Raw genomic sequence first — 12,727 nt, 5'->3', positions numbered from 1 at the left:
CAAATTGCCGACCTCCTCTTCTCGCGGTTCATTCGCCAGGCTCGAACGCCGTTGCCTGGTCCCGGTAGCTGACCGGTTCGGCGACGTGCGGGCTCGAACGAAAGCGCGCATCCTTTAACCAGAGCTTCAGCGCTTCCCAGTGAATCCCCGCGACAATCTTCCACGTCATGAGGGGGAACTTCAAGAGGCAGGCTGCGAGCTGGGCTGTGCCAATGGGCCAGCGATCGCCGGTTTGGATTTGCCTCTAGCAAAGCACAGGCCGAACGCACCAAAAACACCTATGGTTGCAACCGCGCTTGTGCGATAGTTTTAGCCATGCGTTATGTAATCGTCATTGCCGCCGTCGCGTTTTTTCTGATCTGGGACGGCCTCTACAATCAGGGCCGGTATCTCGACATGACGGTCAGGGACGTAACGCATGTCGTGCGATACGTGACCGGCAGGATCTAGCGCCCATCTGAACGCCGCCGCGACATCGTTGTCGGTTGACGTGACCGTTCTGCCATCACAAAAGACCCCGGCATTTCGATCGAGGAGGCGGGGTTGATCCGGCACATTGTTTTCTTCAGCGCGCGGCGCAAGGAGGATGTGGAGGCGGTGCGCACGGGCCTGCTGGCGCTCGGCAACATTCCCCATTCCAGTCTCTTCGAGGTGACGCTGAACACCAAGGTGGATCCCCTGTCGGATGAGGTCGATGTGGTCGTCTACGCGGAGTTCGCCGATGACGCCGCGCTGGCCGCCTACAAGGCGCACCCGCTCTATACGCAGACCACCAGGGAGGTCAAACCGTTGCGCGAACTGCGCTATTCGGCCGATGTCGTGGCCGGCAGCTGATCGAGGCCGCCGGGCAGGTTGCCAGCCTTCCGCCGGGCCTTCACTTCGGCCAACGCGGTGCCGAAATGGCCTTGCGCCGCCGCTTTCAGCGCGCCACGTATCGTCAGACAGCTCAGGATCGGCCCGTAGCCTTCGGATTGATAGTCGGGACAGCGGGCGACAAGATCGTCCAGCCCTCTTATGCAGCCGGCATGCGTGCGTGAGATCGAGTTCGCCGATCGATATTTGAGGACGTCGGTGGCTGTGCCGAAAGCGATGCGGTACTGCCTCGCCAGCCGCAGCGCGTGGCAACGCCGCTGATTTCCATTGGCAGGGGCGGCAGGACTGTCACAAGCGGAACTCGTGCACCGTCGTGCGGCTGCAGCCGAAGTCAGCCTTGAACGGTTCGTCACCGATGGTGAAATCGAAGATGGTGCCGCCGCCGGCGGCCCACTCTGCCATCACATGGTCGAGCACCAGGAATCCCGGAGAATAGCGCGCATAACGCGCCATAATCGCAGGCAAGCAGAATATAGCGGAAGCATTCGCCATCGACCAACCCGAAGACAAAGGCGACCGGCTGGCGGCCGGGATGCGATCACGGCTTGAACCGCTTTACGGAATGATGCACATCGCGCCTGCATGACCCGAACAACAGCCGCCGGCATTCATCCGCTCGATCATCTGGTGCTGCCTGTGCGCAGCCTCGACGTGGCGCGAGCCCGGCTCACCGCGCTTGGCTTCGTCGTTGCGCCGACCGGCATCCATCCCTTCGGAACGGAAAATTGCTGTGTTTTCCTCGCCGATGGCACCTATCTCGAACCGATCTCGGTCGGCGATGAACAGGCAGCGACGAAGGCCATTGCCGACGGCAATGTGTTCGTCGCGCGCGACCGCGTCTATCGCGACAGTCACGGCGACGACGGCTTTTCCGCCATGGTTCTTGCCACCGGCAATGCCGACGCCGACCATGCACGCTATGTCGAAGCCGGTATCTCGGCTGGAGATATGCTGAGCTTTTCGCGCGCCTTCACCGACACGGCGGGCAAGAGCGACATCGCATCGTTCAAGCTCGCCTTTGCGTCTGGCAGCAAGGCTACGGATGCTTTTCTCTTTGCCTGCGAGCGGGTCAATGCTCCGAAAGTGGACCGCGCGGCGTTGCAGGCCCACGCCAACGGAGCCACCGGCATCGTCGAAGTGGTGGCGGTCAGCGGCCAGCCTTCCGAACAGCGCAGGTTGATTTCGGTAGCGATGGACGATCCAACCGCCAGCGGGCAGGGCAGCACGTTTCATTTGCCGAATGCAACCTTGAGCGTGCTTGACCCCGCGTCTTTCACCTCACGTTTTGGCGTGTCGGCCGGCGCGCCAACTGAGCTTCGCTTCGCCGCGGTGGTCTTTTCGATCCGGCACGCCGATGTCACCTCGAGGCTGCTTGCAGCCAATTCCATCAAACACAATATATCGGGCAATGATATTGTCGTGCAGCCGGCATCCGGACAGGGCGCGGCTTTCATCTTCCGGGAGATCAAATGAGCAAGCCCCTGGCGCCCAATTCGTCGGTAACCGTTGGCAATGTCGTCTTCGACAACAACGCGGCCCTGGCGCTGATCGCCGGCCCCTGCCAGTTTGAATCGCGCCAGCACGCCTTCGACATGGCTGGCGCGCTCAAGGAACTGACAGGCAAGCTCGGTATCGGCCTCGTCTACAAGACCAGCTACGACAAGGCCAACCGCACCTCGCTGTCGGCGACGCGCGGCGCCGGCATGGACGCCGCACTTCCCGTTTTCGACGAGCTGCGCAAGGAATTTTCGCTCCCCGTGCTGACCGATGTCCACACCGAGGAACAGTGCGCGATCGTCGCGCCGCATGTCGATGTGCTGCAAATCCCGGCCTTCCTGTCGCGCCAGACCGACATGCTGGTCGCCGCCGCCAAAACCGGCAAGGTCATCAACGTGAAGAAGGGGCAGTTCCTTGCGCCCTGGGACATGAAGAACGTGGTCGCCAAGATCACCGGCTCCGGCAACCCAAACGTCTTGACCACCGAGCGCGGCGCGTCTTTCGGCTACAACACGCTGGTGTCCGACATGCGTGCCTTGCCGATCATGGCCGAGATCGGCGCGCCGGTGATCTTCGATGCCACGCATTCGGTGCAGCAACCGGGCGGGCAGGGTGGTTCATCGGGTGGCGAACGTCGCTTTGTCGAGACGCTGGCCCGCGCGGCTGTCGCCGTCGGCGTTGCCGGCGTGTTCATCGAGACCCACCAGGATCCTGACAATTCGACCTCTTCAGATGGCCCGAACATGCTGCCGCTGAAGGATATGCCGGCACTCCTGGAAAGGCTGATGGCTTTCGACCGGGTGGCGAAGGCTCGCTGAGCCAGACGCATCCTGCCGGCGCTTGTGGAAGGGATAAGCCGGCTGTACGCTTGTCCGGCAAATGAGCGTTTTGGCAGGAGGAAGCCATGTCCGTTGCCCGCGTCACCGAAATCACATCGTCGTCGAAGAAGAGCTTTCAGGACGCCATCGAAAAGGGAATTGCGCGCGCATCGAAGACCCTCAAGAACGTCGAAGGCGCCTGGATCCAGGACCAGAAGATCGTCGTCGAGGACGGCAAGATCGCTGCCTATCGCGTCAATATGAAGGTTACCTTCATCCTCGCGGAGTAGCTGCCCGTAGCCGAAAAAGTCGGGAACTTTCGCTCCCGCCCCTCATTGTCAAAGTCTAGATCAACGACAACGAGGAGCACACCATGACAACGCAGACAGGCCATACCGAAGCCATTGCTGCTTCGCGCGTCATCGGTACGTCCGTCTACAATACCGAAGGCACAAGCATCGGCAGTATCGAGGATATCATGCTCGACAAGACGTCGAACGGCATCATGTTCGCGGTGATTGGCTTTGGCGGCTTTCTCGGCATCGGCGAGAAGTATCACGCCATCCCGTGGGCAAGTCTCGACTATGATGAGGACAAGGGCGGCTACATCGTGCCGTTCTCCAAGGAGCAGCTGAAAGCGGCGCCTGCTTATTCGATCAACGAGCTGGCCGGCGCGGATGGCGAGACGGCGCGTGATGCGTCTTACGACTACTACAAGGTCACGCCCTACTGGCATTGACGGCTGCAATCAAAAAAGGCCCCGCCGAGACGGGGCCTTTTTGATTCAGGTCGCGGCCTACTCGCTGATGTGCAAGGCCGGCAGCGGCGCCAAAGCTTTGGGTGGCGACTGTTGGTTGTCGCACGACGTCAGAAACGCAGCCGCGATCAGGAACAGACTCACGATACCGCTCAACTCAGACATGGCGAAACTCCTCATGTTTCGCCCCGCGCGACAACAGCCATACCCGAAATCCGTGCCCGATGGCATGACTTATGATGACAGGGATTTGCGCTTCGTGAATCGCCGGGTCTGACGCCACGGCAATAATTGCAGGCAGGCCGATTGCCTTTTGCGGCACTTTGGCTAAGACGTGCGCGACGCTTTCAATCGATCAATCGGGGACATCGCAATGACCGCCATCATCGACATTGTCGGGCGTGAAATCCTGGACAGCCGTGGAAATCCGACCGTCGAGGTCGACGTCGTTCTCGAAGACGGCTCGATGGGCCGCGCCGCGGTGCCGTCGGGCGCCTCGACCGGTGCCCACGAGGCTGTCGAACTGCGCGACGGCGGCGCCCGCTATCTCGGCAAGGGCGTGCTCAAGGCCGTCGAGGCGGTCAATGGCGAGCTGTTCGAAGCAATCGGCGGCATGGAAGCCGAAAACCAGATCCACATCGACCAGACCATGATCGAGCTCGACGGCACGCCCAACAAGAGCCGGCTTGGCGCCAACGCCATCCTCGGCGTCTCGCTGGCGGTGGCCAAGGCGGCTGCCGATGCCGCCGGCCTGCCGCTCTACCGCTATGTCGGCGGCACCAAGGCGCATGTCCTGCCAGTGCCGATGATGAACATCATCAATGGCGGCGCGCATGCCGACAACCCGATTGATTTCCAGGAATTCATGATCCTGCCGATCGGCGCGCCGACGCTGCGCGAAGGCGTTCGCTGGGGATCGGAAATCTTCCACACGCTGAAGAAGAAGCTGAAGGACGCCGGCCACAACACCAATGTCGGCGACGAGGGCGGCTTTGCCCCCAATCTGAAGAGCGCGCCGGTCGCGCTGGACTTCATCATGGAATCGATCGAGCAGGCCGGCTTCAAGCCGGGCGAAGAGGTCGCGCTCGGCCTCGATTGCGCGGCGACCGAGTTCTTCAAGGACGGCAACTACGTCTATGAGGGCGAGAAGAAGACGCGCGACCCGAAAGCCCAGGCCAAATACCTGGCCAAGCTTGCCGCGGACTACCCGATCATCACGATCGAGGACGGCCTGGCCGAGGATGACTGGGAAGGCTGGAAATATCTGACCGACCTGATCGGCAAGAAGACCCAGTTAGTCGGCGACGATCTGTTCGTCACCAACACGGCGCGACTGCGCGACGGCATCCGCATGGGCGTCGCCAACTCGATCCTGGTCAAGGTCAACCAGATCGGCTCGCTGACGGAAACGCTCGACGCGGTCGAGACCGCGCACAAGGCCGGCTACACCGCCGTCATGTCGCACCGCTCGGGCGAAACCGAGGATTCGACCATCGCCGATCTCGCCGTCGCCACCAATTGCGGACAGATCAAGACCGGTTCGCTGTCGCGTTCTGACCGCATGGCCAAGTACAATCAGCTGATCCGCATCGAGGAAGAACTCGGCAAGCAGGCACTCTATGCCGGCAAGTCGATGTTGAAGGGTTGATCCGAAAACATTCGGATTCTCGGATATCGCGTGAAGGGGCGGGAGCATTCCCGCCCCTTTTTCATTTCGGCGCCGCCAGGCCGGTCATCCGTAACCGTCCGTTAAGCACAATCGGGCGAAAAAGATCCTGGGTCGCCTGAGTTTGCGGCCGCGAGGATTCGAGCGATGTGGACGCGTCAGCACAAACAGAGGAACACCGGCCGGCTGATCATCCCCTCGCTTTGCGTGGCGTTCCTCGCCTATTTCGGCTTCCATGCCTATCATGGTGAATTCGGCATCAACTCGAAATATCAGCTGGAAGCCCAGACGGTTGCGCTGCAAGGTCAGCTCGATGCGATCAAGGCGCGCCGGATGGAACTTGAACGGCGCGTTCGGCTCATGCATGAAGGTACGCTCGAGAGGGACATGCTCGACGAGCAGGCGCGCAGGGCGCTCAATCTGTCCCAGGCTGACGAAATAACCATCATGTTGCCGGTCTCAGCGAAATAACCGATATCAGGTTAATCGCCAATATTTTCAATGTTTTTAATCGCTTAGGTGCATGCCAGCTATGCAAATTCGGCATGGCGTAACGCTCTTACGCGTGTTAGCCTCCCATAAATCGGTGGGGAGGAGCTGATCTCCCCAGAGCAGATTTCATCCTGCTCTAATGTCCGCAAAGAGACGCCAACAGGGAGTGATGCATGGCCACCGCAGCCAGAAAAGCGCCTGCCAAATCCAGATCCGACGGCAAATCAGGGCTTTCCGCCCCCAAGCCTGCTGAATTCACCAGGGATGAAGAGCTTGCCGCCTATCGGCACATGCTGCTCATTCGTCGCTTCGAGGAAAAGGCCGGCCAGCTTTACGGCATGGGTTTCATCGGCGGTTTCTGCCACCTCTATATCGGCCAGGAGGCAGTCGTCACCGGCATGAAGATGGCGCTGATCGAGGGCGACCAGATGATCACCGCCTATCGCGACCACGGCCACATGCTGGCCATGGAGCTTTCACCGCGCGGCGTCATGGCCGAACTGACTGGCCGCCGCGGTGGTCTGTCCAGGGGCAAGGGCGGCTCCATGCACATGTTCTCCAAGGAAAAGCACTTCTACGGCGGCCATGGCATCGTCGGCGCTCAGGTGTCGCTCGGTACCGGGCTCGCCTTTGCCAACCGCTATCGCGACAACAACAACGTCTCGCTGACCTATTTCGGTGACGGTGCTGCCAACCAGGGCCAGGTCTATGAAAGCTTCAACATGGCCTCGCTGTGGAAGCTGCCGGTCATCTACATCATCGAGAACAACCGTTATGCCATGGGCACCTCGGTCTCGCGCTCGTCGGCGGAGACAGACTTTTCGCATCGCGGTGCCTCGTTCAAGATTCCCGGCATCCAGGTTGACGGCATGGACGTGCGTGCGGTGAAGGCCGCCGGCGATCTCGCCGCCGAATGGTGCCGCGCCGGCAACGGGCCGCTGATCCTCGAAATGCAGACCTATCGCTATCGCGGCCATTCGATGTCCGACCCGGCGAAATACCGCTCCAAGGAAGAAGTGCAGAAGATGCGCTCCGAGCATGACCCGATCGAGCAGGTCAAGGCGCGGCTGATCGAGAAGAAGTGGGCGACCGAAGACGAATTGAAAGCCATCGACAAGGAGGTTCGCGACGTCGTCGCGGATGCCGCCGAATTTGCCCAGAACGACGCGGAGCCGGATCCGTCCGAGCTCTGGACCGATATCGTACTGTAACGGGAGGGCAAGGACATGCCGATCGAAATTCTCATGCCCGCCCTTTCGCCGACCATGGAAGAGGGCAATCTTTCCAAATGGTTGAAGAACGAGGGCGACAAGGTCGTCGCCGGCGACGTCATCGCCGAGATTGAAACCGACAAGGCGACGATGGAAGTCGAAGCCGTTGACGAAGGCACGCTGGGCAAGATCCTGATCGCCGCCGGCACCGAAGGCGTCAAGGTCAACACGCCGATTGCCGTCTTGTTGCAGGACGGCGAAAGCGCCGCCGACGTCGGCAAGTCCGCGGCTCCCGCCAAGACGGAAGCGCCGGCGAAGGCAGAGGCTCCGGCCGCCGACGACAAGGCGGAAGCCACAAAGCCGGCCGCGGCACCTGTCGCCGCCGCCCCGAAAACCGAAATCGCCGCCGATCCGGACATTCCGGCCGGCACCGAAATGGTCTCGACCACGGTGCGCGAAGCTCTGCGCGACGCGATGGCCGAGGAAATGCGCCGCGACGGCGATGTCTTCGTCATGGGCGAGGAGGTCGCTGAATATCAGGGCGCCTACAAGATCACGCAGGGCCTGCTGCAGGAATTCGGGCCGCGGCGCGTTGTCGACACGCCGATCACCGAGCATGGCTTTGCCGGTGTAGGCGTTGGTGCGGCGATGGCCGGCCTGAAGCCGATCGTCGAGTTCATGACCTTCAATTTCGCCATGCAGGCGATCGATCAGATCATCAACTCGGCCGCCAAGACGCTCTATATGTCCGGTGGCCAGATGGGCGCGCCGATCGTGTTCCGTGGACCGAACGGCGCCGCCGCCCGCGTCGCCGCGCAGCATTCGCAATGCTATGCGGCCTGGTACAGCCATATTCCAGGCCTCAAGGTTGTGATGCCCTACACCGCGGCGGACGCCAAGGGCTTGCTCAAGGCAGCGATCCGCGATCCGAACCCGATCATCTTCCTCGAGAACGAGATCCTCTACGGCCAGTCCTTCGACGTCCCGAAGCTGGATAATTTTGTGCTGCCGATCGGCAAGGCGCGCATTCACAAGACTGGCAAGGACGTCACCATCGTCTCCTTCGGCATCGGCATGACCTATGCGGTCAAGGCGGAGGCGGAATTGCGCGGCCTGGGCATCGATGCCGAGATCATCGATCTCAGGACCATCCGCCCACTCGATCTCGACACCATCATCGCCTCGGTCAAGAAGACCAACCGGCTGGTGGTGGTGGAAGAAGGCTTCCCGCAGAGTTCGGTCGGCGACCATATTGCCAACCAGGTCTCGCAGCGCGCCTTCGATTTCCTCGATGCTCCGGTCATCACCATTGCCGGCAAGGACGTGCCGATGCCTTATGCGGCCAACCTCGAGAAACTGGCGTTGCCGAACGTTGGCGAAGTCATCGAGGCGGTCAAAGCCGTCACGTATCGCTGAACCGGCGGGAGGACAAAATGCCAATCAACATCACCATGCCGGCCCTGTCGCCCACCATGGAAGAAGGCAATCTGTCAAAGTGGCTGGTCAAGGAAGGTGACAAGGTTTCGCCGGGCGATGTCATCGCCGAGATCGAGACCGACAAGGCGACGATGGAGGTCGAGGCTGTCGATGAGGGCACGGTTGCAAAGCTCGTCGTTCCCGCCGGTACCGAAGGCGTCAAGGTCAATGCGCTGATCGCCGTGCTGGCTGCCGAGGGTGAGGACGCCGGCGCTGCCGCGAAAAGCGGTGGCGGTGCTGCGCCAGCGAAAGCCGAGGCTCCCAAGACCGAAGCGCCCAAGGCTGAAGCACTGAAGGCCGAGGCACCAAAGGCTGAACCTGTCGCCGCCGCACCCAAGGCAGATGCGGCTCCGGTTGGCAACGGTCATGCGGGTGGCGAGCGCACCTTCGCTTCGCCGTTGGCGCGTCGTATCGCCAAGGAAGCCGGCGTCGATGTGTCCGCCGTCACCGGCACCGGCCCGCATGGCCGTGTGGTGAAGGCCGATGTCGACGCGGCGATTGCCGGTGGTGGTGCCAAGGCAGCGCCTGCAGCCAAGGCTCCGGCCGGCGCGCCTGCCGCTGCCGCTCCCGCCGTCAAGGCGATGTCGGACGATCAGGTGCTGAAACTGTTCGAGCAAGGCTCCTACGAGCTCGTTCCGCATGACAATATGCGCAAGACCATCGCGCGCCGCCTGGTCGAGGCCAAGACCACCATCCCGCATTTCTACCTGACGCTCGACTGCGAACTCGATGCGCTGCTGGCGCTGCGCACGCAGATCAATGCGGCGGCGCCGGTGAAGAAGACCGAAAAGGGCGATGTGCCGGCCTACAAGCTGTCGGTCAACGACATGGTCATCAAGGCGATGGCGATGGCGCTGAAGGCGGTGCCGGATGCGAATGCCTCATGGACCGAGAGCGCCATGGTCAAGCACAAGCATGCCGATGTCGGCGTTGCGGTGTCGATCCCCGGCGGCCTGATCACCCCGATCATTCGGCATGCGGACGAAAAGACGCTGTCCGCCATCTCCAACGAGATGAAGGATCTGGCCAGCCGGGCGCGCAGCCGCAAGCTGAAGCCGGAAGAGTATCAGGGCGGCACCACGGCGGTGTCCAACCTCGGCATGTTCGGCATCAAGGACTTCGCCGCCGTCATCAACCCGCCACACGCGACCATCCTGGCCGTTGGAGCGGGCGAGGAGCGGGCGGTGGTCAAGAATGGCGAGATCAAGATTGCCACCGTGATGTCGGTGACGCTGTCGACCGATCATCGTGCCGTCGATGGTGCGCTGGGTGCCGAACTGCTGGTCGCCTTCAAGCGGCTGATCGAGAACCCGATGGGCATGCTGGTGTAGGAAGGGGAGAAGGCGGTGCGGAAATTCTTCACCAGCCTTCTCGCTTTCATCATTTCCGGATTCGCCGGCGGGCTGGTGGCGCAAGAACTGGCCGTCATCACCAACGCTCAGGAAGAATACATTCTCGTCTTCATGGCATCGGTGCTGGTGACGATCGTGGCGACCTCTATCTTGTTCGTGGCGCAGTTCACAGCCGATCCGCTGGCTGCGGTCGGGAAAACGGGGATGTGGTTGCTGATCGTCTTTGTGGCGCTTCTTGTCTTGCTGACCGCCCTGATCCTCTACACCGACAGCAGCACGACGGCGGTGAAGGGCGATATTCCCATGGTGCTTGGCCTTGGCCTGCCGGGGCTGGTGACCATACTGGTGCAACGGGTGTTCGTCCGCCGGCGGGTGAAGCGTGACATGATTGTTGGGAAGGCAAGTTGAGCGGATGAAGACGGTTCTTTGCTACGGCGATTCGCTGACCTGGGGTTACAACGCCGAAGGTGGCCGTCATGCGCTGCAGGACCGCTGGCCGAGTGTGCTGCAGGCTGGCGTCGGCGGCGGCGTCCAGATCATCGCTGACGGCCTCAATGGGCGCACCACCGCCTTTGACGATCACCTGGCCGGAGCCGATCGCAACGGCGCCAGGGTGCTGCCAACGGTGCTGACGACACACGCGCCGCTCGACCTGATCGTCATCATGCTCGGCGCCAACGACATGAAGCCGTGGATCCACGGCAATCCGGTCGCGGCCAAGCAAGGCATCCAACGGCTGATCGACATCGTGCGTGGCCACGACTATCCGTTCGACTGGCCGGCGCCGCAGATACTCATCGTTTCGCCGCCTGTCGTCAGCCGCACCGAAAATGCCGACTTCAAGGAAATGTTTGCCGGCGGCGACGCGGCGTCGCAACAGCTTGCGCCCCAATATGCGGCGCTCGCCGACGAAGCCGGCTGCGGCTTCTTCGATGCCGGCACGGTGGCGCAAACCACCCCTCTCGATGGCGTCCACCTCGATGCCGAAAACACGCGAAACATCGGCAAGGCGCTGACATCGGTCGTGCGCGTCATGCTGGAACTGTAAAGGAGAAAGACCGTGGCTGAGAACTACGACGTCATCATCATCGGCTCGGGCCCCGGCGGCTACGTCACGGCGGTGCGTTCCGCCCAGCTTGGCTTCAAGACGGCGATCGTCGAGCGCGAGCATCTCGGCGGCATCTGCCTCAACTGGGGCTGCATCCCGACCAAGGCGCTGCTGCGCTCGGCCGAGATCATGCACTATTCCGATCATCTGAAGGATTACGGGCTGAAGCTCGACGGCAAGGTCAGCGTTGACACATCGGCCGTGGTCGACCGCTCGCGCAAGGTCTCGCTGCGGCTCAACGGCGGCGTTGCCTTCCTGATGAAGAAAAACAAGGTCGATGTCATCTGGGGCGAAGCCAAGCTTTCCAAGCCCGGCGAGATCGTCGTGTCCAACACGGCCAAGAAGCCGATGGAGCCGCAGCCTCCGGTGCCGAAAGGCGTCAAGGGCGAGGGCACCTACACCGCCAAGCACATTATCCTGGCGACCGGCGCCCGGCCGCGCGCGCTGCCCGGCATCGAACCTGACGGCAAGCTGATCTGGACCTATTTCGAAGCCATGGTGCCGAAGGAGATGCCGAAGTCGCTGCTGGTGATGGGATCGGGCGCCATCGGCATCGAATTCGCCTCCTTCTACCGCACCATGGGCGCCGAGGTGACGGTCGTCGAGTTGCTGCCGGCAGTGATGCCAGTCGAGGACGCCGAAGTCTCGAAGTTCGCCCAGAAGCAGTTCGAGAAGCAAGGCATGAAGATTATCCTCGAAGCCAAGGTGACCAAGGTCGAGAAGGGCGCGAATTCTGTCACCGCGCATGTCGAGATGAAGGACGGCAAGGTCGAGAAGATCACCGCCGACCGCATGATCTCGGCCGTCGGCGTGCAGGGCAACATCGAGAATCTCGGCCTTGAAGCGCTTGGCGTGAAGACCGACCGCGGCTGCGTCGTCGTCGACGGTTATGGCAAGACCAATGTGCCCGGCATCTACGCTATCGGCGACGTCGCGGGTCCGCCGATGCTTGCCCACAAGGCCGAGCACGAGGGCGTGGTGTGCGTGGAAAAGATCGCCAACTTCCCCGGCGTGCATGCCATCGACAAGCTCAAGATTCCAGGCTGCACCTACTGCAACCCGCAGGTCGCCTCCGTTGGCCTGACCGAAGCCAAGGCCAAGGCCGAGGGCAAGGACATCCGCGTCGGGCGCTTCCAGTTCGCCGCCAATGGCAAGGCCATCGCGCTCGGCGAGGACCAGGGTTTCATCAAGACCATCTTCGACAAGAAGACCGGTCAGTTGCTCGGCGCGCACATGGTTGGCGCCGAAGTGACAGAACTGATCCAGGGCTTTGTCGTGGCGATGAACCTCGAAACGACCGAGGAGGAGCTGATGCACACCATCTTCCCGCATCCGACACTGTCGGAGATGATGAAGGAAAGCGTGCTTGACGCCTATGGCCGCGCGCTGAACGCATGATAGATTTGTCGAACGAGACTCAAACGCGCAAGCTGCGAGAGCTCGACGGCAAGGGTGTTCGTTTGCGGATGCGTTTTCA

At 61.7% G+C, this 12,727-nt stretch carries 17 protein-coding genes; 14 read left to right on the top strand and 3 right to left on the bottom strand.

The features are described from left to right. Positions 1-28: 28 nt before the first annotated feature. Complete coding sequence (locus tag AC56QP_RS00960; protein WP_489861259.1) at positions 29-169, bottom strand: DUF1365 family protein; 141 nt, start codon at positions 167-169, stop codon at positions 29-31. Positions 170-315: 146 nt separating this feature from the next. Between AC56QP_RS00960 and AC56QP_RS00955 the strand changes: the two genes are divergently transcribed. Both AC56QP_RS00955 and AC56QP_RS00950 read left to right on the top strand, forming a co-directional pair. Further along, positions 316-450, top strand: coding sequence for a hypothetical protein (locus tag AC56QP_RS00955; protein WP_489861260.1), 135 nt, complete (start codon positions 316-318; stop codon positions 448-450). Between the two features lie 93 nt (positions 451-543). Next, positions 544-834 (top strand): Dabb family protein, encoded by a 291-nt coding sequence (locus tag AC56QP_RS00950; protein WP_489861261.1) that lies wholly within the window; start codon positions 544-546, stop codon positions 832-834. A gap of 327 nt (positions 835-1,161) precedes the next feature. On the opposite strand, the gene AC56QP_RS00945 is transcribed toward AC56QP_RS00950, so the two are convergent. Then, entirely contained in the window at positions 1,162-1,365 is a 204-nt protein-coding gene (locus tag AC56QP_RS00945; protein WP_489861262.1) for a GNAT family N-acetyltransferase, read from the bottom strand. Between the two features lie 90 nt (positions 1,366-1,455). On the opposite strand from AC56QP_RS00945, the gene AC56QP_RS00940 reads away from it, so the two are divergent. From AC56QP_RS00940 to AC56QP_RS00925, 4 genes are all read left to right on the top strand, one after another. After that, a complete protein-coding gene (locus AC56QP_RS00940; protein WP_489861263.1) occupies positions 1,456-2,346 on the top strand; it encodes a VOC family protein in 891 nt (296 codons plus the stop codon). Next, positions 2,343-3,188, top strand: a complete 846-nt coding sequence (gene kdsA / locus AC56QP_RS00935; RefSeq protein WP_489861264.1) for a 3-deoxy-8-phosphooctulonate synthase — start codon at positions 2,343-2,345, stop codon at positions 3,186-3,188. The genes AC56QP_RS00940 and kdsA overlap by 4 nt, the downstream gene beginning before the upstream one ends. Before the next feature lie 86 nt (positions 3,189-3,274). Beyond that, positions 3,275-3,478, top strand: a complete 204-nt coding sequence (locus AC56QP_RS00930; protein WP_027045027.1) for a dodecin family protein — start codon at positions 3,275-3,277, stop codon at positions 3,476-3,478. 83 nt (positions 3,479-3,561) lie between these two features. Continuing rightward, positions 3,562-3,927, top strand: a complete 366-nt coding sequence (locus AC56QP_RS00925) for a PRC-barrel domain-containing protein (protein ID WP_091584703.1) — start codon at positions 3,562-3,564, stop codon at positions 3,925-3,927. Between the two features lie 57 nt (positions 3,928-3,984). Here AC56QP_RS00925 and AC56QP_RS00920 read toward each other — a convergent pair whose 3' ends face one another. After that, positions 3,985-4,110 carry a hypothetical protein gene (locus tag AC56QP_RS00920; RefSeq protein WP_091584815.1) on the bottom strand — a complete coding sequence of 42 codons (126 nt, stop codon included), beginning with the start codon at positions 4,108-4,110 and terminating at the stop codon, positions 3,985-3,987. Between the two features lie 208 nt (positions 4,111-4,318). On the opposite strand from AC56QP_RS00920, the gene eno reads away from it, so the two are divergent. From eno to lpdA, 8 genes are all read left to right on the top strand, one after another. Continuing rightward, entirely contained in the window at positions 4,319-5,593 is a 1,275-nt protein-coding gene (gene eno, locus AC56QP_RS00915; RefSeq protein WP_489861265.1) for a phosphopyruvate hydratase, read from the top strand. A gap of 165 nt (positions 5,594-5,758) precedes the next feature. After that, the gene (locus AC56QP_RS00910) at positions 5,759-6,082 is read left to right on the top strand and encodes an FtsB family cell division protein (protein WP_489861266.1); all 324 of its coding nucleotides are present in this window, start codon (positions 5,759-5,761) and stop codon (positions 6,080-6,082) included. Between the two features lie 194 nt (positions 6,083-6,276). Then, positions 6,277-7,314: a pyruvate dehydrogenase (acetyl-transferring) E1 component subunit alpha gene (pdhA, locus tag AC56QP_RS00905; protein ID WP_489861267.1), complete on the top strand. Its 1,038-nt coding sequence runs from the start codon at positions 6,277-6,279 to the stop codon at positions 7,312-7,314. Positions 7,315-7,329: 15 nt separating this feature from the next. Then, positions 7,330-8,730 carry a pyruvate dehydrogenase complex E1 component subunit beta gene (locus AC56QP_RS00900; RefSeq protein ID WP_489861268.1) on the top strand — a complete coding sequence of 467 codons (1,401 nt, stop codon included), beginning with the start codon at positions 7,330-7,332 and terminating at the stop codon, positions 8,728-8,730. 17 nt (positions 8,731-8,747) lie between these two features. Then, positions 8,748-10,121: a pyruvate dehydrogenase complex dihydrolipoamide acetyltransferase gene (locus AC56QP_RS00895; RefSeq protein ID WP_489861269.1), complete on the top strand. Its 1,374-nt coding sequence runs from the start codon at positions 8,748-8,750 to the stop codon at positions 10,119-10,121. Between the two features lie 15 nt (positions 10,122-10,136). Then, entirely contained in the window at positions 10,137-10,550 is a 414-nt protein-coding gene (locus AC56QP_RS00890) for a hypothetical protein (RefSeq protein ID WP_489861270.1), read from the top strand. Between the two features lie 4 nt (positions 10,551-10,554). Beyond that, positions 10,555-11,190: an SGNH/GDSL hydrolase family protein gene (locus tag AC56QP_RS00885; RefSeq protein ID WP_489861271.1), complete on the top strand. Its 636-nt coding sequence runs from the start codon at positions 10,555-10,557 to the stop codon at positions 11,188-11,190. 12 nt (positions 11,191-11,202) lie between these two features. Beyond that, the gene (lpdA, locus tag AC56QP_RS00880; protein WP_489861272.1) at positions 11,203-12,648 is read left to right on the top strand and encodes a dihydrolipoyl dehydrogenase; all 1,446 of its coding nucleotides are present in this window, start codon (positions 11,203-11,205) and stop codon (positions 12,646-12,648) included. The last annotated feature ends 79 nt before the right edge of the window (positions 12,649-12,727 follow it).

This window comes from Mesorhizobium sp. RCAM 05104 (genome assembly GCF_059683645.1).
The sequence above is the reverse complement of the archived record's forward strand: the minus strand, read 5'-3'. Positions and strand labels throughout refer to the sequence as shown.

Excerpts from the sequence above, each read along its gene's own strand:
- AC56QP_RS00960 (WP_489861259.1), bottom strand. The coding sequence starts at position 169 with ATGACGTGGAAGATTGTCGCGGGGATTCACTGGGAAGCGCTGAAGCTC.
- AC56QP_RS00955 (WP_489861260.1), top strand. The coding sequence starts at position 316 with ATGCGTTATGTAATCGTCATTGCCGCCGTCGCGTTTTTTCTGATCTGG.
- AC56QP_RS00945 (WP_489861262.1), bottom strand. The coding sequence starts at position 1,365 with ATGGCGAATGCTTCCGCTATATTCTGCTTGCCTGCGATTATGGCGCGT.
- AC56QP_RS00940 (WP_489861263.1), top strand. The coding sequence starts at position 1,456 with ATGACCCGAACAACAGCCGCCGGCATTCATCCGCTCGATCATCTGGTG.
- kdsA (WP_489861264.1), top strand. The coding sequence starts at position 2,343 with ATGAGCAAGCCCCTGGCGCCCAATTCGTCGGTAACCGTTGGCAATGTC.
- AC56QP_RS00930 (WP_027045027.1), top strand. The coding sequence starts at position 3,275 with ATGTCCGTTGCCCGCGTCACCGAAATCACATCGTCGTCGAAGAAGAGC.
- AC56QP_RS00925 (WP_091584703.1), top strand. The coding sequence starts at position 3,562 with ATGACAACGCAGACAGGCCATACCGAAGCCATTGCTGCTTCGCGCGTC.
- AC56QP_RS00920 (WP_091584815.1), bottom strand. The coding sequence starts at position 4,110 with ATGTCTGAGTTGAGCGGTATCGTGAGTCTGTTCCTGATCGCGGCTGCG.
- eno (WP_489861265.1), top strand. The coding sequence starts at position 4,319 with ATGACCGCCATCATCGACATTGTCGGGCGTGAAATCCTGGACAGCCGT.
- AC56QP_RS00910 (WP_489861266.1), top strand. The coding sequence starts at position 5,759 with ATGTGGACGCGTCAGCACAAACAGAGGAACACCGGCCGGCTGATCATC.
- pdhA (WP_489861267.1), top strand. The coding sequence starts at position 6,277 with ATGGCCACCGCAGCCAGAAAAGCGCCTGCCAAATCCAGATCCGACGGC.
- AC56QP_RS00900 (WP_489861268.1), top strand. The coding sequence starts at position 7,330 with ATGCCGATCGAAATTCTCATGCCCGCCCTTTCGCCGACCATGGAAGAG.
- AC56QP_RS00895 (WP_489861269.1), top strand. The coding sequence starts at position 8,748 with ATGCCAATCAACATCACCATGCCGGCCCTGTCGCCCACCATGGAAGAA.
- AC56QP_RS00885 (WP_489861271.1), top strand. The coding sequence starts at position 10,555 with ATGAAGACGGTTCTTTGCTACGGCGATTCGCTGACCTGGGGTTACAAC.